Source organism: Brevibacterium sp. K72 (genome assembly GCF_050562175.1).
Taxonomy (GTDB): domain Bacteria; phylum Actinomycetota; class Actinomycetes; order Actinomycetales; family Brevibacteriaceae; genus Brevibacterium; species Brevibacterium casei.
In genome coordinates this window covers 2,326,581-2,347,114 of the sequence record NZ_CP191582.1, presented here as the reverse complement: position 1 = coordinate 2,347,114, position 20,534 = coordinate 2,326,581, and the positions used below count along the sequence as shown (strand labels likewise).

The 20,534-nt window shown below is 68.3% G+C and carries 17 protein-coding genes; 7 read left to right on the top strand and 10 right to left on the bottom strand.

The window, feature by feature from the left end:
* Positions 1-157: 157 nt before the first annotated feature.
* Both ACQ1RG_RS10470 and ACQ1RG_RS10465 read right to left on the bottom strand, forming a co-directional pair.
* Positions 158-1,663 carry an acetyl-CoA hydrolase/transferase family protein gene (locus tag ACQ1RG_RS10470; protein ID WP_144587946.1) on the bottom strand — a complete coding sequence of 502 codons (1,506 nt, stop codon included), beginning with the start codon at positions 1,661-1,663 and terminating at the stop codon, positions 158-160.
* A gap of 101 nt (positions 1,664-1,764) precedes the next feature.
* Positions 1,765-2,454 carry a FadR/GntR family transcriptional regulator gene (locus ACQ1RG_RS10465; RefSeq protein ID WP_009374762.1) on the bottom strand — a complete coding sequence of 230 codons (690 nt, stop codon included), beginning with the start codon at positions 2,452-2,454 and terminating at the stop codon, positions 1,765-1,767.
* Between the two features lie 190 nt (positions 2,455-2,644).
* Between ACQ1RG_RS10465 and ACQ1RG_RS10460 the strand changes: the two genes are divergently transcribed.
* Entirely contained in the window at positions 2,645-4,495 is a 1,851-nt protein-coding gene (locus ACQ1RG_RS10460) for an FAD-dependent oxidoreductase (protein ID WP_009374758.1), read from the top strand.
* Positions 4,496-4,525: 30 nt separating this feature from the next.
* A complete protein-coding gene (locus ACQ1RG_RS10455) occupies positions 4,526-5,233 on the top strand; it encodes a DUF998 domain-containing protein (RefSeq protein WP_205772075.1) in 708 nt (235 codons plus the stop codon).
* Positions 5,234-5,246: 13 nt separating this feature from the next.
* On the opposite strand, the gene ACQ1RG_RS10450 is transcribed toward ACQ1RG_RS10455, so the two are convergent.
* Both ACQ1RG_RS10450 and ACQ1RG_RS10445 read right to left on the bottom strand, forming a co-directional pair.
* Positions 5,247-5,393, bottom strand: a complete 147-nt coding sequence (locus ACQ1RG_RS10450) for a GPGG-motif small membrane protein (RefSeq protein ID WP_009374756.1) — start codon at positions 5,391-5,393, stop codon at positions 5,247-5,249.
* A 33-nt stretch (positions 5,394-5,426) separates the two neighbouring features.
* Positions 5,427-6,638 carry a hypothetical protein gene (locus tag ACQ1RG_RS10445; protein WP_144658367.1) on the bottom strand — a complete coding sequence of 404 codons (1,212 nt, stop codon included), beginning with the start codon at positions 6,636-6,638 and terminating at the stop codon, positions 5,427-5,429.
* A 202-nt stretch (positions 6,639-6,840) separates the two neighbouring features.
* On the opposite strand from ACQ1RG_RS10445, the gene ACQ1RG_RS10440 reads away from it, so the two are divergent.
* Entirely contained in the window at positions 6,841-7,746 is a 906-nt protein-coding gene (locus ACQ1RG_RS10440) for a macrolide 2'-phosphotransferase (protein ID WP_009374754.1), read from the top strand.
* Between the two features lie 21 nt (positions 7,747-7,767).
* On the opposite strand, the gene ACQ1RG_RS10435 is transcribed toward ACQ1RG_RS10440, so the two are convergent.
* On the bottom strand, positions 7,768-8,487 hold the full coding sequence (locus tag ACQ1RG_RS10435; protein WP_009374753.1) for a DUF429 domain-containing protein: 720 nt from the start codon (positions 8,485-8,487) through the stop codon (positions 7,768-7,770).
* Between the two features lie 58 nt (positions 8,488-8,545).
* Here ACQ1RG_RS10435 and ACQ1RG_RS10430 point away from each other — a divergent pair, with 58 nt between their 5' ends.
* The gene (locus tag ACQ1RG_RS10430) at positions 8,546-9,334 is read left to right on the top strand and encodes a fructosamine kinase family protein (RefSeq protein ID WP_430600099.1); all 789 of its coding nucleotides are present in this window, start codon (positions 8,546-8,548) and stop codon (positions 9,332-9,334) included.
* 119 nt (positions 9,335-9,453) lie between these two features.
* On the opposite strand, the gene ACQ1RG_RS10425 is transcribed toward ACQ1RG_RS10430, so the two are convergent.
* Complete coding sequence (locus ACQ1RG_RS10425) at positions 9,454-10,332, bottom strand: DUF4352 domain-containing protein (protein ID WP_227007308.1); 879 nt, start codon at positions 10,330-10,332, stop codon at positions 9,454-9,456.
* Positions 10,333-10,642: 310 nt separating this feature from the next.
* Here ACQ1RG_RS10425 and ACQ1RG_RS10420 point away from each other — a divergent pair, with 310 nt between their 5' ends.
* Positions 10,643-12,202: a sensor histidine kinase gene (locus ACQ1RG_RS10420; protein WP_430600097.1), complete on the top strand. Its 1,560-nt coding sequence runs from the start codon at positions 10,643-10,645 to the stop codon at positions 12,200-12,202.
* 67 nt (positions 12,203-12,269) lie between these two features.
* Positions 12,270-12,962: a response regulator transcription factor gene (locus tag ACQ1RG_RS10415; RefSeq protein ID WP_009374749.1), complete on the top strand. Its 693-nt coding sequence runs from the start codon at positions 12,270-12,272 to the stop codon at positions 12,960-12,962.
* 181 nt (positions 12,963-13,143) lie between these two features.
* Here ACQ1RG_RS10415 and ACQ1RG_RS10410 read toward each other — a convergent pair whose 3' ends face one another.
* Positions 13,144-14,493, bottom strand: coding sequence for an MFS transporter (locus ACQ1RG_RS10410; protein ID WP_430600096.1), 1,350 nt, complete (start codon positions 14,491-14,493; stop codon positions 13,144-13,146).
* 115 nt (positions 14,494-14,608) lie between these two features.
* Positions 14,609-17,677, bottom strand: coding sequence for a cytochrome P450 (locus ACQ1RG_RS10405; protein ID WP_131248385.1), 3,069 nt, complete (start codon positions 17,675-17,677; stop codon positions 14,609-14,611).
* A 114-nt stretch (positions 17,678-17,791) separates the two neighbouring features.
* On the opposite strand from ACQ1RG_RS10405, the gene ACQ1RG_RS10400 reads away from it, so the two are divergent.
* The gene (locus ACQ1RG_RS10400) at positions 17,792-18,712 is read left to right on the top strand and encodes a LysR family transcriptional regulator (protein ID WP_119296607.1); all 921 of its coding nucleotides are present in this window, start codon (positions 17,792-17,794) and stop codon (positions 18,710-18,712) included.
* 145 nt (positions 18,713-18,857) lie between these two features.
* On the opposite strand, the gene ACQ1RG_RS10395 is transcribed toward ACQ1RG_RS10400, so the two are convergent.
* Together ACQ1RG_RS10395 and nhaA are read right to left on the bottom strand one after the other, a co-directional pair.
* Positions 18,858-19,019, bottom strand: a complete 162-nt coding sequence (locus tag ACQ1RG_RS10395) for a hypothetical protein (protein WP_162909074.1) — start codon at positions 19,017-19,019, stop codon at positions 18,858-18,860.
* A 159-nt stretch (positions 19,020-19,178) separates the two neighbouring features.
* Complete coding sequence (gene nhaA / locus ACQ1RG_RS10390) at positions 19,179-20,456, bottom strand: Na+/H+ antiporter NhaA (protein WP_222125952.1); 1,278 nt, start codon at positions 20,454-20,456, stop codon at positions 19,179-19,181.
* Between the last annotated feature and the right edge of the window lie 78 nt (positions 20,457-20,534).

Sequence of the window (20,534 nt, the reverse complement as noted above, 5' to 3'; positions counted from 1 at the left end):
CTAGTGACGCTCGTCCCATCCGCACTATCCATGGTGGACAGGTTTGCGGCGCAGTATTACAGAGTGGAGGGTTCCCGGTCCCCCTTCGAAGCGACTCCCGCCGAGGCGATGCCAAACACGGCGACCCCGCTCGCCCGGCATCCCCGTCCAGGCGCACTCACATGTGCCCGGTCGCCTGGAACCTCTCGTGCCACGACAGGGCCTCGCCGAGGAGGTGCGGCGTGTGCCTCCCGTGCGGGTTCGCTGCGATCGCCCGCTCGAGGTAGTCCTCGAGCCGGTCGCGGTAGTCCGGGTGGGCGCAGTTCGCGATGATTCGCCTCGCCCTGGCCACCGGGGAGATGCCGCGCAGGTCCGCGAGTCCCTGCTCGGTGACGAGGATCTGCGTGTCGTGCTCGGTGTGGTCGATGTGGCTGGCGAACGGCACGATCGAGGAGATCGCCCCGCCCTTGGCCAGCGAGTTCGAGACGAAGAAGTTGAGGTAGGAGTTCCGGGCGAAGTCCCCGGACCCGCCGATGCCGTTGATGATCGACGACCCCATGACGTGGGTCGAGTTGACGTTGCCGTAGATGTCGGCCTCGACCATCCCGTTGATCGCCACCACGCCGAGGCGGCGGACGGCTTCGGGATGGTTCGACATCTCCTGGGTGCGCAGGAGGATCCGTCCCTTGTACGCCTCGATGTTCGCGTTGAAGTCCGCCGCCCGCTCGGCCGAGAGCGAGAACGCCGTCGCCGAGACCGAGGTGAGCTTGCCGGAGTCGATGAGATCGAGCATCCCGTCCTGGATCACTTCGGTGTAGGCGCGCATCCCCTCGAACTCGCTGTCGGCGAGATCGGCCATGACGGCGTTGGCGACATTGCCGACCCCCGACTGCAGCGGCAGCAGGGAGGGCGGCAGACGGTCGGCGCGGATCTCATGGCGGAGGAAGTCGACGAGGTGGGCGGCGATCGCCTTCGAGTCCTCGTCGACGGGCTTGAACGGGAGGTTCCGGTCCGGGCTGTGCGTCTCGACGACGGCGACGACCTTGGCCGGGTCGACCCGCAGATACGGATCGCCGATGCGCTGCATGGGCTCGAGCAGCTGGATCGGCAGGCGCTCGGGCGGTCGCCTCGTGCCGTAGTAGACGTCGTGGAATCCCTCATACGCACGCGGGTGCCACGAGTTGACCTCGAGGATGACCTTGTCGGCGAGGTCGAGCCACGTCTTCGAGTTGCCCACAGAGCTGCCGGGCACGAGCAGACCGCCGGGCAGGATCGCTGCGACCTCGACGACGGCGACGTCGAGGTTGCCGTAGAAGCCGAACCACGCCTGCTGCGCGGAATGGCTGAGGTGGGTGTCGATGTACTCGGTCTTCCCGTCGTTGATCGACTGCCGCATCGCCGGGTCGGATTGGAAGGGAAGGCGCTTGCTCACCGCCCCCGCCTCGGCGAGGACCCCGTCGAGCTCCGGTGCCGTCGATGCCCCGGTCCACAGTTCGACGCGGAAGTCGCGCCCGGCGCCATGCTCGGCCCGCGCGTGCTCGGCGAGCGCGCCGGGCACGGCCTTGGGGTAGCCGGAGCCGGTGAACCCGCTCATGGCGACGCGGTCGCCGTCGGTGATGTACGCGGCCGCCTCGGCGGCGGTGACGACCCGAGTGGAGAGGGTCGGACAGGAGATCCTCGACATGCCAGCCAGTCTATCGAGGGGTCCGTCCCGGTCCGCCTTCAGCCCCGGTCAGGACCGCTGGTCGGCCCCGGTCGCGACCGGTGCGCCCGGTGCGGTGGCGCTCAGCCTCCCGCGTGCACCCGCATGAGCTCGGCGGTTCGGTCATGGTCGCGGGCCTCGATGGCCTCGACGATGTCGATGTGCAGCTGCAGGCGCTCGGCGATGAATGACTCGAGCGGAGTGTCGGCGACGGGCAGGACGTCGAGCGTGTGGTCGTCGATGATCGCCATGAGGTTGAGGTAGATCGAGCGCAGCAACTGGTTCGGAGTGATCTCGGCGATGCGCCGGTGCAGTCCCCAGTTCGCCTCGAGGAACCGGTTGGCGTCCTCGGCCTCGACGGCAGCGCGCATCTGCCCGATGTGCTCCCAGAGATCCCGGACGTCCTTGAGCGAGCCGTGGTCGACGGCATCTGAGGCGAGCAGGGGTTCGAGCGAGTCGCGCACCCGCATCGCGTCCTCGACGGTCGTCGAGTCGGCGTCGAGGGCGAGCAGCGAGTTGCCCAGTCTGGCCATCGGCGTCGGCTCGGCGGCGAAGAGTCCGCCTCCGGGCCCGGGGCGCAGGGTGATGATCCCCCGATGCTGGAGCAGGCGCAGGGCCTCGTTGAATGTCCCCTTCGAGACGCCGCACTCGACCTGGAGGGCGCCCTTCGTCCCCAGTCGCTGTCCCGGCTCGAGGCGACTCGCGCGGTCCGAGACCAGCGCGACGGCCCTGTCCACCGGCGAGGTCGTCAGGGCTCTGGTCTCGCTCGTCATCGTCCTTCTCCCCTCTGCTCGACAGTGCCTGGCACGAGGTTACCCGACGTGCTTGACATCACGGTCCCTGACCGGGCACTCTTGAAGCCACAAATTCATCATGATTAATTATACCGAATCGGCGCGACGGTGTCCCGCCCTCGCCGAGGCGGTCGCCCCGTCCGCATTCTCGTCCGAAGGAGAACGAGCAATGACCCCTCCTCCCGCTCCCTCCCGCACCGATGTCCTCGTCGTCGGGGCCGGCCCGACCGGACTCACGCTCGCGGCGATCCTCGCCCGCGACGGCATCGACGCGATCACCATCACCCGCTATCCGACGACCGCGCACTCGCCCCGGGCGCACATCACCAACCAGCGCACGATGGAGGTCTTCCGCGATCTCGGCATCGAGGACGACGTCATCGCCGTGGCCACCCCGAACGCGTTCATGCGCAACAACGTCTGGGCGACGAGCTTCGCCGGGCAGGAGATCGCCCGTCTCGAGACGTGGGGCACCGGCAGCGCCCGCTCGGGTGACTACGAGATCGCCAGTCCCAGCGCGATGTGCAACATCCCTCAGCACATCCTCGAACCCGTCATCGCCGAGGCGGCCCGCAGTTTCGGGGCCGACCTGCGGTTCTCCACGGAGCTCGTCTCCGCGGTCGAGACGCCCGAGGGCGTCGAGGCGACCGTGCGCAACCGCGACACCGGGGAGGAGTCGCTCATCCTCGCGCAGTACATCGTCGGCGCCGACGGCGGTCGCTCGACGGTCGCCGAGGAGTTCGACTTCTCCTTCACCGGGGAGTCGGGGCTCGGCGCGGCGCTGAATATCTGGCTCGACGCCGACCTCACGCAGTACTGCGACTACCGGCCCGGCACCCTCTACTGGATGGCGCAGCCGGGCAACGACTACTGGGTGGGCTCGGGGACGTGGATCAACGTCAGGCCCTTCACCGAGTGGGTCCTCCTGTGCATGTACGACCCCGCCGAGGGCGAACCTGACACGAGCGACGAGGCGCTCGTCGCGCTCGCCCAGTCGACGATCGGCGACCCCGACGTCGAGGTGAGCATCAAGCAGGTCTCGAAGTGGCAGATCAACCACGTCGTCGCCGACGAGTACCGGAAGGGCCGGGCCTTCCTCGCCGGCGACGCCGCCCACCGGCACCCGCCGGCCAACGGCCTGGGAACGAACACCTCGATCCAGGACGCGTACAACCTCGGGTGGAAGCTCTCGGCGGAGCTGCGCGGGGAGGCCGAGATGGGACTGCTCGAGACCTACAGTCAGGAGCGTCAGCCCGTCGGGCGGCGCGTCGTCGACCGGGCGATGAAGAGCGTCGTCGACATGGGACCGATCGCGCAGGCGCTCGGCTTCGCGCCGGGTCAGACCGCCGAGGAGGGGTGGGCGAGCCTCAACGGACTTTTCGACGACCCGGCTCGGCGCCGCGAGCTCATCGAAGCCGTCGAACTGCAGAACTACCAGTTCAACGCCCTCGGCATCGAACTCGGCCAGTATTACGTCTCCGATGGCATCGTGCCCGCCGAAGCCGACGACGATGAACGGGGCCGGTCCGACTCCGAGCCAACGACCGCCTCGGCGGGGGCTCGTTCCTCAGCCGCAGCTCCCGACCCTGACCTCGACCACGTACCCTCGACCCGACCCGGGTCGCCGCTGCCCCACGCCTGGGTCGATCGCGACCGGCAGCGGCTCTCGACGCTCGATCTCGTCGGCTCCGGCGGGTGGACGCTCATCACCGGCCACGACGACTCCGGCTGGGCAGAGGCTGCCGAGACGGTCGCCGGCGAGCTCGAAGTCTCCCTGCGCACCGCGCAGGTGAGCATGGGCGGTGAGTGCAACGACGTCCTCCACCGGTGGGCGGCGATCAGCGACCTCACGGACTCCGGCGCCCTCCTCGTCCGACCCGACCGGATCATCGCGTGGAACTGCGCAGTCCGCCCGGTGGATCCGGCGGCAGCCCTGCGGACGGCGATGATGACGGCGACAGGGCGCAGTCGTCCGACCGCCTCGGCGGATCCGGAGACCCTGGCCGCAGCCACACGATAGGGGCGCGCCGGCAGGTCTACCATGGTCGGCATGAGGGAAAGTCTCCTTGTGCCGGAACGCCAACTGCGGATCGCCGGAATCTGCTGGGCGGGGGCGGGTCTGGTCTATCTCCTCGCCGAGGCGGCCGCAGCGTCGGCCTTCCCGAACTATTCGTACGCGGTCAACTACGTCAGCGACCTCGGCGTCCCCGATGTCGAGGTCCTCGCCGGTCGCCGCATCGACTCCCCGCTCTGGCCGGTGATGACGCTCGGCTTCGGCGTCCAGGGCGTGCTCTTCGCGCTCGGGGCGGTGCTCGCCGTCCGCAGTTCCCGACAGCCGCTGGGTCGTGTGTTCGTCGTCTTCGCGCTCGTCCATGGGCTCGGGATGGTCGTCATCGCCGCCGTCCATGGCGGTCAGGCGACCATCGCGGCCGGGCTCGGGTGGGTCCACCTCCTCGGCGCCGGGCTCGCGCTTCTCGGCGGTCAGGCAGCGGTGATCGTCGCCGGCGCAGCACTTCTCCGCCGTCGCGGGCGGACCTCCACCGACGTCCGCCTCGGCGCGGTGAGCATCGCGCTCGGAGTCGTCGGATTCCTCGGGATCGTCATGCTCGAGATCGACGTGCGGGTGGTGGCGGGCACGATCCTCGCCGACGGGGTGTGGGAGCGGATCGGGTTCTACGCGATCATCGCGTGGGAGCTGCTCATCGGTGTCGCGCTCACAGCACGGCGCCCCGATCCGAGGGGAATCGGGGCGCCGTGAGCGGAGGGCCCGGCTAGGCGAAGATGCTCACCCCACCCGGTCCGACAAGGAGTCCGACGACGATGAGGATGACACCCCAGAGGATCTGCTTCCGGAAGATGGCGAAGATTCCTGAGATGACGAGGATCGCGGCGATGATCCAGAGGATTGTGGCGAGCATGATGACTTCCTTTCGTTGTGGTGCGCGGGGGTCTCAGTGCCTGGGGGCGTTCGGGTTGCGGCCGTCGACGTCGGGCTGATTCGGGTCGAGACGGCGCGGACGGGTCGGGTCGACTGCGTTCAGGTCGCCCTGGTCCGGGTCGGCCGCGTACGGGTCGGCCTGGTTCGGGTCGCCCTGGTGCCCGGCGTACCGTCCGTCTCCGTTGACATCGCCCTGATTCGGGGCGAACCGGCGGTCGGGGTCCTGATCACCGGTGTATCGGTTCGACTCGTACGGGTCGGCACCGCGCGGGTCGCGGCCATCGTAACGATCGGATCCGACGCCCTGTGCTGCGCGGGGATCACGACCATCGACGCCGTCGGCGGCGAGGCCGTCGGTGCTGCCGTAACCGGCGTTGCGGTCGTACCTGCCGGCACCGCCCGCGTCGCGGTCGTACTGGTCGTCGCGATCGCTCACACCGGCAGCTCCGACGCCGCGGCCGTCGCGATCGCGGTCGCCCCAGCCGCGTCCGTCGCGGCCGTCCTGATCACGATCGTCCCAGCCGCGGCCGTCGCGGTCACGGGTGCTCTGGTCGTCCCAGCCGCGGCCGTCCCGGTCACGGGTGCTCTGGTCATCCCAGCCGCGGCCGTCCCGGTCACGGGTGCTCTGGTCATCCCAGCCGCGGCCGTCCCGGTCACGGGTGCTCTGGTCATCCCAGCCGCGGCCGTCCCGGTCACGGGTGCTCTGGTCGTCCCAGCCGCGGCCGTCGCGGTCATTGAGATTGCGACCGTCCTGATCGCGGTCATCGACGTCCCAGTCGCGAGCGTCGGCGTCGCGGTCGGTCCTGCGCTCTCCTGTGCGCTCATCGACATCGGGGTCGAGCTCGTCGGCGCGGCGGAGGTCGCGCTCCTGCTCGAGCCGCGACTTCTCTGCGGACTGTTCGAGGTGGCTGGCCGAGACGTCGTACTGCTCGGCCTTGGCCGCGGCCTCCTGTGCCTCGGCTTCGCGCTGACGGGCCTCCGCCGCCTTCGCCTCGGCCTCCGCGTATGCCTGGTCGGCGCGGGAGCGGGCGGTTCCGGCTTCAGCTTCGTAGGCCTCGGTGCGCGGGCTGGACTCGGCGACATTCTGGCGGATCTGCGCTGCCTCCTGACGCTGAGCTTCGCGCTTCTTCGCCGCCGCCCTCCGGCTCACCGCGACGATGACGATGATGGCGACGATGACGACGACAGCTGCGACGACGATCCAGAGGATGGTGGATCCATTCATGCGCCCAATTCCTTTCAGTGCGGTCGACCCTCTTCGGCCGGCTCGACTACTACATCGGTGCTCCTCTCATCGTTGCACGGCACCTCCATACCGGCAAGTGTATTTGCGAATATGTCTTGCCGTATGACACAACTTCGTCACAGCCAGGCATCTTTCCGCCAGTCTGCTGTACTTCGTGTCGCGGGTCAGCGACAGTGGTGGGATGCACCCCAGCCCCGCCCCCACCATCCCCATCAGCGACCTGGCCGCCGCCCACGGCCTCGAGATCGACCCGTCGACGATCGTCGTCAGCGAACTCGGCCTCGACTTCCGTGTCGCCATCGCCGAGGCGGCCGACGGCCGTTCGTGGGTGATGCGGATCCCCCGCCGTTCGGATGCCGCCGACCGCGCCCGCGTCGAAGGACGCCTGCTCGCTGCCATCGGCCCTGAGCTGAGCTTCTCGGTCCCGGATTGGAAGATCCACACCGATGACCTCATCGCCTATCCCCTGCTCCCGGGTTCTCCGGGGCTGTCGATCGATGACGCGGGACAGCCTCGGTGGCATTTCGACCTCGAATCCGCGGACTATGCACGCTCCCTCGGCGACGTCCTCGCCGAACTCCACGCCGTCGATGAGGAGATCGTGGCCGATTCCGGCATCCCCATCGAATCCCCCGCCGAGGTGAGGGCCCGCAAACGCGAGGAGATCGCCGCCGTCGCCGCCGAGTTCGAGGTCTCGCAAGAACTCCTCGACAGGTGGAGGGCCTGGCTCGCCGACGACCGGTACTGGCCGACGTGGACGACCGTGACTCACGGTGAGATCTATCCCGCACACCAGGTCATGGAGGGCCCGACGATCCTCGGACTCCTCGATTGGACGACGGCGGCCGTCGGCGACCCCGCCCGCGATTTCGCCTTCCACCAGGCCAGCGTGTCGCCGGAGGCCTTCGACCTCACGGTCGACCGCTACGTCGAGAACGGCGGGAAGGTGTGGCCGAAGCTCGCCGAACACTGCGCGCACCTGTTCTCGACGGCGGCCGTCGACCTCGGACTCTTCGCGCTCGAGACGGACGATGAGGAGCATCTGGCGGCGGCGCGGGAGCAGTTGGGCACCGGACCGAGAGGATGAGAGCGCGGTACCGGACGACTGTCACGGCATCGGCAGCCAGATCCAGCCCTCTCGGCGGACGATTTCGCTGATACCCTCCGGTGGCCCCACAGCCTTGCCGGTCGCGACGGCTCGTGCCATGAGGGCCGACACGACGGCATCAAGGGCGTTGTCATCGCGGATGCACTCATGGTCGTGGCCGTTCCATGAGAGTTCGGGAAACAACACAGAAAGTCGATCGACGATCTCCGTGCGACGATGCTCACTGCCCGTCCCCTTGTATCCTCTGCTCGGCAGGGTCCAGCAGCTCAGTGCTGCTGCCGGGTAGACTTCGCAGACCCGACCGGAGCCGTCCCTGGCTGCGTCGACTCCCTCCGCGCGCAGGCGTGCTTCGATTCCGACCCAGCGAAGAGCCGGGTAGGCGATGCGATCCGTCGACACGCTCAGCGGAACTCGGCCGGTTCGCTCACGAACCTTGATGTCGGTCGTCCTCATTGCGAGGTTCCGACGCCAGTCGGGACCCGTCGAGGACGGTACCGTAAGTCCGTGCTCGGCATGGTCGCTGATCAGTTGCACGAAGGGGTCTGGCCAGCCTACGGGCACGTCGACCCCGGCCTTCTCGGCTGAGTCGATGACGTGGAGAACATCGTCGTCGTCAGCGCCGACGATCACGGACTCAACGCGGATCGGCGATCCCGAGCTGATGACGGCGACGCCTGTGCGCCGAGGATCGGCAGCCAGATCGATGCCAGCGTAGGACATTCAGCCAGACTACCCGGACCCGTGCAGGTCGTCCGGCACGTCCCGTTAGCCTGGGGCCATGAGTGATTTCCTCAAACAGCGTTCAGGTGCCCCGCACGGGTTCTTCGCCGCCGAGGCGGCCGGCCTGAAGTGGCTCTCCGCACCCGAGGTCATCCCTGTCGTCGACGTCATCGACGTCGGTGAGGACGTCCTCCGGCTCGAACGGCTCACCTCCGTCCCGCCCAGCCCCGAGGCTGCTGCGGAGTTCGGACGCAGACTCGCCCACCTCCATGACTCCGGCGCACCGGCGTTCGGGTGGGCACCGGCGGAACCCGCATGGTTCGGACCCCTGGACTCCCCCTTCGAGGTGCCGGTGAAGCCGACGTCGTCGTTCTCCGACTTCTGGGTGGACCAGCGCCTGCAGCCGGTGGCCGACGACATCGCCGATCAGCTCACGCCCGAGGAGAATGCCACGGTCGCCTCGGCGATCACAGCAGTCGGGACAGGAGCCTTCGACGGCATCGCCGGCTCCGGCGCGGAATCCCCCTCTCGAGTCCACGGCGACCTCTGGTCGGGCAACCTCATGTGGACGCCGGCCGGCGGGACGCTCATCGACCCGGCGGCCCACGGTGGGCACCGTCTCGAGGATCTCGCGATGCTCGCGCTCTTCGGCACTCCGTTCCTCGACGAGATCTTCGCCGGGTACGAAACAGTCCATCCGATGCCCGAATCGTGGCGCGCGGACCTTCCGGCCCACAACCTCTTCGCTCTGCTCGCCCATGTCAGGCTCTTCGGCCGCGGCTTCCTCGGTCAGACACTCGGGGCGGCCAGGGAGGTCACCGATCGTGGCGTGGAACTGGGGGCGTGAGCACAGCTGCCCTCACCACGGGTCAGATTGTCACCGTTGAGAACCGACGGAGAACAGCAGTGCCCGGCCCGATCGGACCGGGCACCACTGCGAGCTCCCACGGCAGCCGATCCGCCTGACTACTTGAGCGAGATCTCCACGGGATCGGAGAAGATGCCGCCTTCGAAGGTGAGTCGGTCCGGGGTGACGTCCTCAGGGACGTCGAAGACGAGCACGCCCTCAGCGGTGTTGCCCGGGTTGATCTCCTCGAGGAAGAGGATCGAGTCCTCGTCGGCGTAGATGCCCGCCTCCGAGTCAGAGGAGTACGTGTTGCCCTTGTCGTCACCGAGTTTGATGTTGTCCTCGAAGAAGTACTCGGGTGAGCTCTTAGTGTTCTTCACCGACAGGGAGACCGTGACGAACTGGCCCTGCGCCTCAGTGTTCAGATACTCCGAACCGACGCTCGAGACTCCGTCCTCGACCTTGTTCACGGTGATCTCCCACCCATCGGCGGTGACGGCATCGCCGATGCCGTACTCGGGGGCGGCCTCGGCCTTCTCTTCGGCGGGCTTGTCCTCCGCAGGCTTCACACCGGTGTCCTGCTCCTCTGCCGCACCACCGTCGGAGCCACCCTGCGACGAGGTCGAGCCTGTGTCCTCGGTCTCGTCTCCGCCGCCTCCGGAGATCGCACTGAAGAAGATGATGACGACGAGGACGACGAGGAGCCAGAACCACCAGCGCTTGAGCAGGGGCTTCTTCTGCTTCGGAGGCTTCTGCCCCGGGTGCATTCCCGGATAGCCGCCGGGGCCGGCCGGCGGCTGCAGGCCCCACTGGGGAGGCTGACCGGGCTGAGGCTGACCGGGCTGCGGCTGACCGGCGTACTGCGGTGCCGCGTACTGCGGCGACCACTGAGTCTGACCTGATGGCTGGGGACCTGCCGGATGCTGGGGACCGGGCGGCTGGGGAGAGTTCTGCTGAGGACCGGACTGCTGGGGATATGGGTCGGGCGGATTCGACATGATGCTCCTTGCAGGGGCGAATAATTCTGACCCGTTCAGCCTCGGGGAATTCTCAGGATTGCGCGTCCGCCCATCGGATCGAACAGGCGAGCCGATCGGTTGATGCTCTTCACCCGATCGGTGGACTACGCGTGTCAGACCCTGCCGATACGATTCATCCGTGTCAGGTCAACCACCCCCGCCGGAGCAGCACCGGCCGCAGCCGGCTCAGTCGCCGCAGCCGGCCCGGGCTCCGCGCGCTCCTCAGCACCCCGGCAGCATGCTGCCGCATGATCGCGACGGCGCACCCCCGGGCCGCCACGGTTCGGACGTGCGCCGACCTGCGCTCAACATCCCTCCGCGACCTCCCCGCCATCCCGTCCAGTCGACACCCATGGGGCACGGTCCCGCGGCGACGAGCGGACAGCAGCTCCAGTGGTCGCCTCCTGCAGGCAACGTGACCAGTCGGTCGGCGGCTGAGCACGGCCGATCGGCGACCCACTCGGCGTCGGGTCGGCGCGGCTCGACCCCGCGCTGGCTGCGGATCACCGGGAGCATCCTCATCGGGATCGTCATCTTCGTCTCCGGCTATCTCACCTCGATGATGGCTCTGACGGCGAACACACTGGCATTCGGCGACGGCATTCTCAGCGTCATCGGCGTCCTCCTCGTCATCCTGCTCCTGCCGATGTGGGGCACCGTGTTCATGCGCCGCAGATGGCCGTGGGTGCCCTTCCTCGTCGGGCTCGTCCCGGCACTGGCGTGGGGAGACTGCCTCCTCATGCTCATCGGACTGTTCCACCTCATCATCCGGGGGTCCCGCCGCAGTGCGGTCATCGCCGCAGTGACCGGCTCCGTCGTCGTCATCGGTTCGATAGTGCGACACTGCCTTTCCCCGACGGCACTCAATCCGTTCAGCTTCTTCGTCATCTCCTCAGCGGTGCAGCCGGGCAATCCCGCGCTCCCCACACCTCCGGAAGACACCGTCCTCGCCGTCAACGTCGTGACCATCGGCATCGGCACCATAGCTCTCGGTCTCAGCCTCGGACTGGGGTATCTCATCCGGCGCACCCAGCGGATGAGAGCGGTCGAAGCCCGCGCGGATCGAGAGGCACAGCGCAACGAATCGCTCTCGGCCGAACTCGCGCGCCAGTCCGAACGCGAACTGCTCGCGCGCGAACTCCACGACACGCTCTCCCACCGCCTCTCCGTCATCTCCCTCCACAGCGGTGCCCTCGAACTCGGCAGCAAGGACGGCGCCGATGTCGCGTCGACCGCCTCGGCGCTTCGGCAGGAGGCGCACGCCTCCCTCGAGGATCTGCGCGAGCTCGTCGGCGGAGTCCGTGAGGGCACGCTGGCCGGCGCCGGCCCGCACAAGGAGCAGTCGACTCCCCCGAGCCTGGCCTCGATGCGCTCGATCCCCCAGCTCATCACGTCGGTGCAGGCCACCGGCACGATCGTGCGCCCCTCGATCATCATCCAGGACGTCGAGAGCGCATCGACGAGCTTCGACCGAGCTGTGTACCGGATCGTCCAGGAGTCCCTGACGAACGCGATGAAGCACGCCCCCGGAGCGCCTGTGACGGTCGAGGTCTCGGTCTCCGCCGACCGCGGGGGCCATCTCATCATCGTCAATCCCGCGCCTGTGCCGAGTCCGCGTCACGGCCATCGCGACACCGGCGCCGAGGTGCTTCCTGCCCGGCCGTCGGCCCCGCCGTTCTCCCGCGGCGGTGCCCCGGCGAGCCGTCCACTGTCCACGTCCGGTTCGGGATCCGGCCTCGAGGGCATCCGCGAGCGGGCCGTCATGCTCGACGGCGAGGCGCACATCGGTATTCGTGACGGCGACTTCGTCGTCGAGGTGATCCTCCCGCCCTTCCCCCGCCGAGGCTGAAACCGACCGACCCGGCCTGATACCGCAGTCGTCACCGGTGTCATCACCCTCCGGTAGTCTGTCGTCCATGACCCAGACCGCCGATCCCATCCGCGTCATCGTCGTCGACGACGACCCGATGGTCGTCACCGGGATCAAGGGGATCCTCAGCACGACGGACGACATCGAGACGGTCGGGTCGGCGCTCAGCGGTGAGGACGCCCTCGACCAGGTCGCCCTCCACTTCCCCGACATCGTCCTCATGGACATCCGGATGCCCGGCATCGGCGGGATCGAGGCGATCGAACGGCTCACCAACAGCGTCCGCCCGCCCAAGGTCGTCGCGCTCACGAGCTTCGACAGCGACGATTACCTCTATCGCGCTCTGGAGGCCGGAGCCGCCGGATACCTCGTCAAGGACATCGGCCCCTCCGCCCTCGCCGAGGCGATCCGCAGAGTCCACGCCGATGAGCCGTTCGTCTCCCCTGTCGCCCTCAGACGACTGATCGGAAACGCCACGTCCCGCTCAGCGCGCACGATGCAGCGCGAAGCCGAGGAGCTGCTCGCCGACCTCACCGAACGTGAGCTCGAGATCGCCGTCTACGTCGCGCAGGGCCTGTCGAACCAGGAGATCGCCGACACGATGTTCATGAGTCAGGCGACCGTGAAGACGCATCTCAATCGGATCAACATCAAGCTCGACACGAGCAACCGCGTCCACATCGCCGTCATCGTCGAACGCGCTCAGCTGCCGGCGATGCGACCGCCGTCGACCGGCTGAGCCCCTCCGCCGGCAGCAGGCCCCTGATTCCTCGTCATGGCGCGGACCCCCGACTGGCGACACGCAAGTCGTTGATTCTGCGCACGGATCGATGCCCCGAGCAACCGGCCCAGGGCACCGACGAGGCCTCCGAACTGACCGGCGAGGCGACCGTCGATGTCCGACGGCCGCCTCGGCGAGGTCAGCCCCGGCGCCACACCCCCACAGTCTGGGCGTCTTCGTTGTTCACTGACAGATCGATGCCGCGCCGGTCCTTGACCAGGGAGACGGCGAACAGCGCGATGCCGGCCATGATGACGAGGTAGAGCGACACCGAAGCGGTCGTCCCGGTCGCCTCGAGCAGAGCCTGAGCGATCGTCGGGGCGAACGCTCCGCCGATGACCGCACCGAGGGCATAGGAGATCGCGACGCCGCTGAAGCGGATCGAGGCGGGGAACAGCTCGACGTAGAGGGCCGCCTGCGGCCCGTACGAGAGGCCGAGCCCGATGGAGAAGACACCGAGCGCAAGGTACATGAGCCCGAGGTTGCCGGTGTTGATGAGCCAGAACAGCGGGAACGCGGCGACGATGAGGATGATGAAGCCCAAGACGTAGGTCTTCACCCGCCCGATGGCGTCGGCGAGGTAACCCGAGACGGCCGTCGAGAGCAGCCACACGAACGACCCGAAGGTGATCGCCAGGAGCACATCGATGGGGGCGAAGCCGACGGGGTCGGTCGCGTACTTCGTGACGAAGCCGCCGGTCGTCATGTAGCCGCTCGCGTTGTTGCCGGCGAAGATGAGGGCCGCAACGATGACGAGGGGAAGGTGCTTCTTGAAGAGGACGAGGATCGGCGCCTTGCGCTTGGCCGACTCCTCCTGGATCTCCTGGAACACCGGCGTGTCCTCGACCGTGCGGCGCACCCAGTAGCCGACGCCGATGAGGACGACGGAGAGGAGGAACGGAATCCTCCATCCCCATTCGAGGAACGCATCCCCGGGCGAGATGACGCCGGTCATGAGCGCGATGACGCCCGAGGAGAGCAGCATGCCCAAGGGCACGCCGAGCTGCGGGTAGCACCCGGCTCGGCCGCGCCGGGTCACCTCGGCGTGTTCTACGGCGAGCAGCGCGGCACCGCCCCATTCGCCGCCCGCGGACAGCCCCTGGATGATGCGGAGCAGGATGAGGATGATCGGAGCGGCGACGCCGATGGCCGCATAGGTGGGGATGAGGCCGATGAGCGCGGTCGCCACACCCATCGTCACAAGCGTGACGACGAGGATGAAACGGCGCCCGAGCCGGTCACCGAAGTGCCCGGCGAGGAACGCGCCGAGGGGCCGGAAGAGGAACGAGATGCCGATCGTCGCGAAGGAGAGCATCTGGGCGCCCGCCTCGCCGGCGGGCGCGAAGTAGAGCTGGGCGAAGACGAGGGCAGCGGCGGTCGAGTACGTGAAGTAGTCGTACCACTCGATCGTCGTGCCGATGACGGTGGCGAAGGCGACCTTCCGCTGAGTCCGCTTCGCCTGCGGCGTGGTTCCGTGAGTGACAGTCATGAGAACGTCCTTGTTCGATCGTGATTGCAGTGCTGTGGCCGTGGAGTGGAGCACAGCGCCGGCGGGCAGGGCTCGTGGAACGCGGTCGTGGAGTGAGCCCTGCCCGTGGCGCGGGTCAGGCAGGAGAGTGTTCTGTCGTCAGATTCGAGAGCACTCCTTCCGCCCATTCGCATGCGGCCTCCCCCGCGGGGACGGTGCCGCTGGCATCGTGGCGACCGTACTCGCCCACCCGAGTCGCGCCTCGGGCCTCGAGGGCCTCGGTGAGGAGCTCGCTGCCGCGCGAGTACGTCTTCGTATAGCTCGCATCGCCCATCCCGAACACCGCGAACCGCACCCCGGTGAGGTCGACGTCGCCCTCCTGCAGCTGGGCGTAGAACTCCCTCGCCGAGCTCGGGACCTCCCCGTCGCCGTAGGTCGAGCACACGACGAGGTGGAAGCGGTTCGGGTCGAGGTCGGCGGGGCTGAGCGTCGCGAGGTCGGCGATGACGAGGTCGTCGCGCTCTCCGATGAACGCCCCTAGCTCCTCGGAGACGAGCTCCGCATTGCCCGACTCGGTGCCGAAGAGGATCGTCAGCGGAACGTCGGGGGCAAGGTCGTGGCCGACGCTGCCCGAGGAGGTCTCGAGCTGCGCGTCGAGGCTCTCATCCCGCGCGGCGGAGAGCAGTTCCTGTCGGTCGGTGATCTTCGACCGGCAGCGCCCGACACCCGCGCCGAGGCGCTCGCGGAGGTCGATGCGACGCCAGCCGTCGAAGTCCGTGGACTGCGCACCGGGGTCGAGCCCCGCAGCGCCGGTCGAGATCGTCCCGGCGTTGACCTCGGCGGCCATCGACGCCGCGAGCGTCTTCGCCTCGGTGCGCTGGTCGGGGATCGTGCCGCGGCCGTTGCCCTTGAGCCAGCCGATCGCGAAGAGACCATCGCTGATCCGTCCGTCGCCGGGGATCGGCGAGACCGGGCAGATGCCCTGGCGGGCGACGGTGGCCGTGTCGCGGACGAAGCCGATCGCTGTGATCACCGAATCGACCTCGAGGTGGACGGCTTCCCCGGCGACGTCGATGTCGATGCCGGACACCGCGCCGTCGGTTCCGGTGATCGCTTCCGGAACGGCGGTGAACCACCAGTGGACCTCGATCGATGCACCGGAGGCATGGCCGTCGATCGCGGGATCGAGGAGGTCGCGCAGCGCGTCGAACTTCGCGTCCTTGCCCGGGGCGGTGGTCTCGAGGTCGACACCGTGGAGGACGTGTCGGAGTCCGCGGACGCGGGCGAGTTCGCGGATCATCACCGGATCGAACTTCGCCGCGCTCGGCCCCGACCTGCCGATGACGTCGAGGCGGGAGATGTCGGCGCGCAGCGGCCGGTAGACGCGGTCGTCGAGGTCGCTGCCCTCGAGTGTCTCGTCCTGACTGGTGAGGAGGCGGACGATGTCGACGGCGACGTTGCCCTGGCCGACGATGGCGACACGCGAGCCGAGGGTCACGGCAGGAGCGGCCGCCTCGTCGGGGTGACCGTTGAGGATCCGGGTGAGGGTGCCTGCCCGATAGACCCGGTCGAGGTCGGCTCCGGGCACCGCGAGGTCGCGGTCGTGGGAGAGTCCGCTGGCGAGGACGACGGCATCGTAGTTCGACCTGAGGTCGTCCATCGAGATGTCGCGGCCGAGTTCGGTGTTGCCGATGAAGCGGGCCCGGGGGTCGGCGAAGAGTCGGTCGAACTGCGTGGACACGGACTTCGTGCCCTGGTGGTCGGCGGCGACACCGTAGCGCAGCAGTCCGTACGGTACGGGAAGTCGGTCGAAGACGTCGACGGAGCTGCCGGGAACCTGACGGAGGATCTCCTTCGCGGAGAAGCAGCCCGACGGTCCGGAGCCGACGACGGCGACCTTGGGTCCGGGTCCGCGGTCAGTGCCCGACTCCCCCGCCGAGGTGGTCCCCCCGGTGACGGCGGCACCGTAGTCGGGTCCGGCTGTGGCCCCGGTCCACGTCACCGGCAGCGTGAGCATGCCGCGGAAGACCCATCCGCCGATTGTCGTCTCCTGCGTGGTGTCGATCTCGAGGCCCTTCAGGCTGTTGAAGAGCAGCGGCAGGGCGACGTCGGCGATCTCGGCTCGGGCCGCCCAGTTGCCGAGGCAGACGTGGACGCCCTTGCTGAAGGCGAGGTGGGGCTTGACCTCGCGATGGATGTTGAACTTCTCGGCCTCGGCCCAGACGGTCTCATCGCGGTTGGCTGAGAGCACGCAGATGCCGAGCTTTGCACCCGCCGGCAGAGGGGTGCCGGCGAGGACCGTGTCGCGGGTGACCTGGCGGGAGTACATGCCGATGGGGGCGATCCACCGGATGGTCTCCTCGAAGACCGTCGCCCACAGAGCAGGGTTGGCCATGGCCGCGGCCCGCTGTTCGGGGTGTTCGAACATCGCCAGGGCTGCGACTCCGAGGGCGTCGCGGGGTTCGTTGAGTCCCCCGCCGATCGTCATCTTGATGTTCGCTCGGATCTGCTCGATCGGCATCCTGTCCCCGGGCATCGAGAGCAGCCCGGAGAGGAGGGAGTCGTCGCGGTGGGTGAGGTGGTGGTCGAGCATCTCGTCGAGGGCGAGGTCGACCTCGTTGAAGGACCGCTCGGCCTTCGCCCAGACGACGGGGTCGTCGGAGTAGTTGCCGACGCCGTCGATGAGCGTCTGGGACCAGCGCTGCATGTCCTCCTGGCCGACGTTGTAGAGCCCGATCATCCGCCGCAGCGTCTCGGCGGCGTACGGGGCGGCGAAGTCCCAGATGAGGTCCGATCCCGGACCCTTCTCGATGAGCTTCGCGAGGAGGTCCTCGGCGACCTCGCGATACATCTTCGTCCAGATCCGCTTGACGTAGCCCGGCTTGAGGACGGGCTGCCAGGCGCGGCGCTGCGCATAGTGCTCGGGATCGTCACGGCGGAGCATCGAGTGGCCCATCGCACGGATCTGCAGTGAGTCCTTCTCGTTGGCCGAGTAGACCTCCTGGTCGTGCTCGGTCTCGCTGACCGCTTCATAGCTGGTGATGAGGTAGCGGTTGACCGACGGCACCCAGTGGACTCCGCCTTCGGCGCGCAGTCGTTCGTAGATGGGGAACGGGTCCGCGTAGAGGTCGGGGATCGTCACCCAATCGGCGACCGGAACCTGGTCCGCGGTCTGCGGCGCGTCGGCGTGGAGCTGAGAAGTCATCGTTGTCTCCCCCTCATCTTCGAGATCTGTGATGGCGTTCACAGACCAGTATGTGGAGAATGGAAGAAAAGGAAAAGCGGAATTAATCGCATTACTAGTTCGGAAAAGTCGAATATGCATGCAGACCTCGTCCCCAACTTCAGCCTGCGCCAGCTCTCCTACCTCGTCACGGCAGCCCGCCTGGGCACGATCTCAGCCGCAGCGGCGGAACTCCATGTCTCCTCCTCGGCGATCTCGGACGCCATCACCGCGCTCGAGCATCAGCTCCAATCCCATCTGTGCGTGCGGAGGAAGGCGCAGGGACTCGTCCTCACGGCCGCAGGAAAGCAGGTCGTCGCCCGCGCGCAGACCCTCATCGCCGAGGCGAACGAACTGCAGCGCGAACTCACGACCACCGACGGCGAACTCGCGGGGCCGGTGACGATCGGCTGCTATCCGACCCTGGCGCCGGTGATCCTCCCCGTCCTCCTCGCCGAGTTCGGCGACCAGCACCCGCGGGTGGGCCTCGAGATCGTCGAGACCACGCAGGACCGCCTCGCGGGACGTCTCGAATCGGGTGAGATCGACGTCGCCTTCGTCTACGAGACGCTCATCCCCGGCACCCCCAACCACGTACGCCTCTTCGACCTCCCCGCCCATGTCGTCCTCGCCGCCGACGATCCGTTCGCCGACCGGGAGACGGTGCGCCTCGAGGACCTCGTCGAGCGCGACATGATCCTCCTCGACTCGCCCCCGTCGAGCCAGCACACGCTCTCGATGTTCCATGACCGCGGCCTCCAGCCGAAGGTGCGGCACCGGACGACGAGCTACGAGGTCGTGCGCACGCTCGTCGGTCGCGGGCTCGGTTATGGAGTGCTCGTCCAGCGCCTGCGCAATCCCGCCAGCTATGAGGGCTACCCCCTGGTGATCAAGGAGATCGAGCCGGCGGTCGAGCCGGTCGGCGTCGAGGTCATCTGGCCCTCAGGCATCACCCTGCCCGCACGGGTGGAGGCCCTCATCGAGTTCGCCCTCGCCCGGGAGTGGGGGCACGGGTGACGAATGCCCTCGACGCCGCCGGCCGGTGGTCGGTGACGGTGCGCCGCCGCCCGCCCAGCCGCCTCGACGACGAGACCGGCCCGGTTTCCGGCTCGGCCCGAAAGACAGAGCCGCCCCCGTCCGACGACGAGAGCGGCTCATCGGATCAGTAGTTCTCCGGCGGGTCACTGGCAGGGAACGACTCGTCTCCCCATTCCTCGACGAGCTCGTCCTGGTGAGCGCGGTCGGCGGCTTGGGCGTCGAGCTCCTCGGCCGTGGGGCCGGTGGTCTCGGTGGGCTCGTCTGCGGGTTCGGAAGTCTCGGACATGATCGCGTGCCTCCATCGGTGATGAGTGTGTCATCTCCATTTTGCCCGGTGAGAACGGATTCGGATACAGGAAGCCTGGCCGATTCGGGAATCGGCGCCCGACACGCCGTCGGCGGAGGCGACCGGTGACCGGTCACCTCCGCGAGGGCACCGTCGCCCTCAGGCGGACGAGCGCGTCATGCCGCCGTCGCGGACGAGATCGTGGGTGCGACCGGCCAGACGGTAGTGCCGGTTGCGCACGGCGAGCCAGACGGCCCCGATGAGCGCGGCGAGAAGGGAGCCGCAGAGCACACCGACCTTGACGATCTGCGCGCGGTCGTCGCCTTCGCCGAAGCTGAGATCGCCGATGAGCAGGGACACGGTGAAGCCGACTCCGGCCAGGCACGAAACGCCGATGAGGTCGACCCACCGGAACGTGGGGTCGAGGGAGAATCCTCGGATCCGCGTGACGACGAAGGCCGAGACCGCGATGCCGACCGGCTTGCCAAGGACGAGCCCGAGGATGATCCCGACGGCGACCGGGCTCACCAGTGATTCGGCGAGGCCCGAGAGTCCGCCGACGTCGACCCCGGCGGCGAAGAACGCGAAGATCGGCACCGCGATCACCGCGGAGGGGATGCTCCAGGCATCGGCGAAGCGGGCGGCTGGCCCGTGCCCCTCGGCGCCGTGGATGCCGTCATGGGCGTGGAATCCGCGCTCAGCCGCCTTCCCGCGGCGCACCTTCCCGCGACGCGCCTTCGCTGCCACCGGCACGGTGAATCCGAGGAGGACGCCGGCGATCGTCGCATGGATGCCGGAGGCATGGACGAGGGTCCAGGTCGCGAACGCGAGCGGCATGAGGATCCACCACGCGTGGATCCCCCGCTGCACGGCGAAGCCGAACGCGAGCAGCGGAAGCAGCGCGAGGCCGAGCGGGGCCCATGCCAGATCGTCGGTGTAGAAGACCGCGATGATGGCGATGGCGAGGAGATCGTCGACGACGGCGAGGGTGAGGAGGAAGGTCCGCAGCGCGGGCGGCAGGAATCTGCCGACCATCGCGATGATCGCCACGGCGAACGCGATGTCCGTGGCCGCGGGGATCGCCCAGCCGTTGAGTGCACCGCCGCCCGAATCGAGGTTGACGAGCACGTAGAGCAGCGAGGGCACGGCGACACCGCCGATGGCAGCGGCCACCGGGATCGCCGCGGTCCTCGGGTCGCGCAGCCTGCCGGCGACGAACTCCTCTTTGAGTTCGAGGCCGACGACGAAGAAGAAGATCGCGAGCAGCCCGTCCGAAGCCCAGCTGTTCACCGAGAGGTTGAGCTTGAGGGACTCGGGGCCGAATTTCGTCGAGCGGAGGCTCTCGTACCAGTCGGCCGCCGGGGAGTTCGCAAGGACGATCGCGGCTGCGGTCGCAGCGAGCAGGAGGATGCCGCCGACGGCGTCGTGCTTGAGCACACGGGCGATCGTCTGGCGGAGGGAACGAGCAGGAGCAGAGGAATCAGGGGTGGCCGAAGACATCGGTGAGGTCGCTTT

Bases quoted from the DNA above. Each gene is read 5' to 3' on its own strand.
- ACQ1RG_RS10470 (WP_144587946.1), bottom strand. From the start codon at position 1,663: ATGTCGAGGATCTCCTGTCCGACCCTCTCCACTCGGGTCGTCACCGCC.
- ACQ1RG_RS10465 (WP_009374762.1), bottom strand. From the start codon at position 2,454: ATGACGAGCGAGACCAGAGCCCTGACGACCTCGCCGGTGGACAGGGCC.
- ACQ1RG_RS10460 (WP_009374758.1), top strand. From the start codon at position 2,645: ATGACCCCTCCTCCCGCTCCCTCCCGCACCGATGTCCTCGTCGTCGGG.
- ACQ1RG_RS10455 (WP_205772075.1), top strand. From the start codon at position 4,526: ATGAGGGAAAGTCTCCTTGTGCCGGAACGCCAACTGCGGATCGCCGGA.
- ACQ1RG_RS10450 (WP_009374756.1), bottom strand. From the start codon at position 5,393: ATGCTCGCCACAATCCTCTGGATCATCGCCGCGATCCTCGTCATCTCA.
- ACQ1RG_RS10445 (WP_144658367.1), bottom strand. From the start codon at position 6,638: ATGAATGGATCCACCATCCTCTGGATCGTCGTCGCAGCTGTCGTCGTC.
- ACQ1RG_RS10440 (WP_009374754.1), top strand. From the start codon at position 6,841: ATGCACCCCAGCCCCGCCCCCACCATCCCCATCAGCGACCTGGCCGCC.
- ACQ1RG_RS10435 (WP_009374753.1), bottom strand. From the start codon at position 8,487: ATGTCCTACGCTGGCATCGATCTGGCTGCCGATCCTCGGCGCACAGGC.
- ACQ1RG_RS10430 (WP_430600099.1), top strand. From the start codon at position 8,546: ATGAGTGATTTCCTCAAACAGCGTTCAGGTGCCCCGCACGGGTTCTTC.
- ACQ1RG_RS10425 (WP_227007308.1), bottom strand. From the start codon at position 10,332: ATGTCGAATCCGCCCGACCCATATCCCCAGCAGTCCGGTCCTCAGCAG.
- ACQ1RG_RS10415 (WP_009374749.1), top strand. From the start codon at position 12,270: ATGACCCAGACCGCCGATCCCATCCGCGTCATCGTCGTCGACGACGAC.
- ACQ1RG_RS10410 (WP_430600096.1), bottom strand. From the start codon at position 14,493: ATGACTGTCACTCACGGAACCACGCCGCAGGCGAAGCGGACTCAGCGG.
- ACQ1RG_RS10405 (WP_131248385.1), bottom strand. From the start codon at position 17,677: ATGACTTCTCAGCTCCACGCCGACGCGCCGCAGACCGCGGACCAGGTT.
- ACQ1RG_RS10400 (WP_119296607.1), top strand. From the start codon at position 17,792: ATGCATGCAGACCTCGTCCCCAACTTCAGCCTGCGCCAGCTCTCCTAC.
- ACQ1RG_RS10395 (WP_162909074.1), bottom strand. From the start codon at position 19,019: ATGTCCGAGACTTCCGAACCCGCAGACGAGCCCACCGAGACCACCGGC.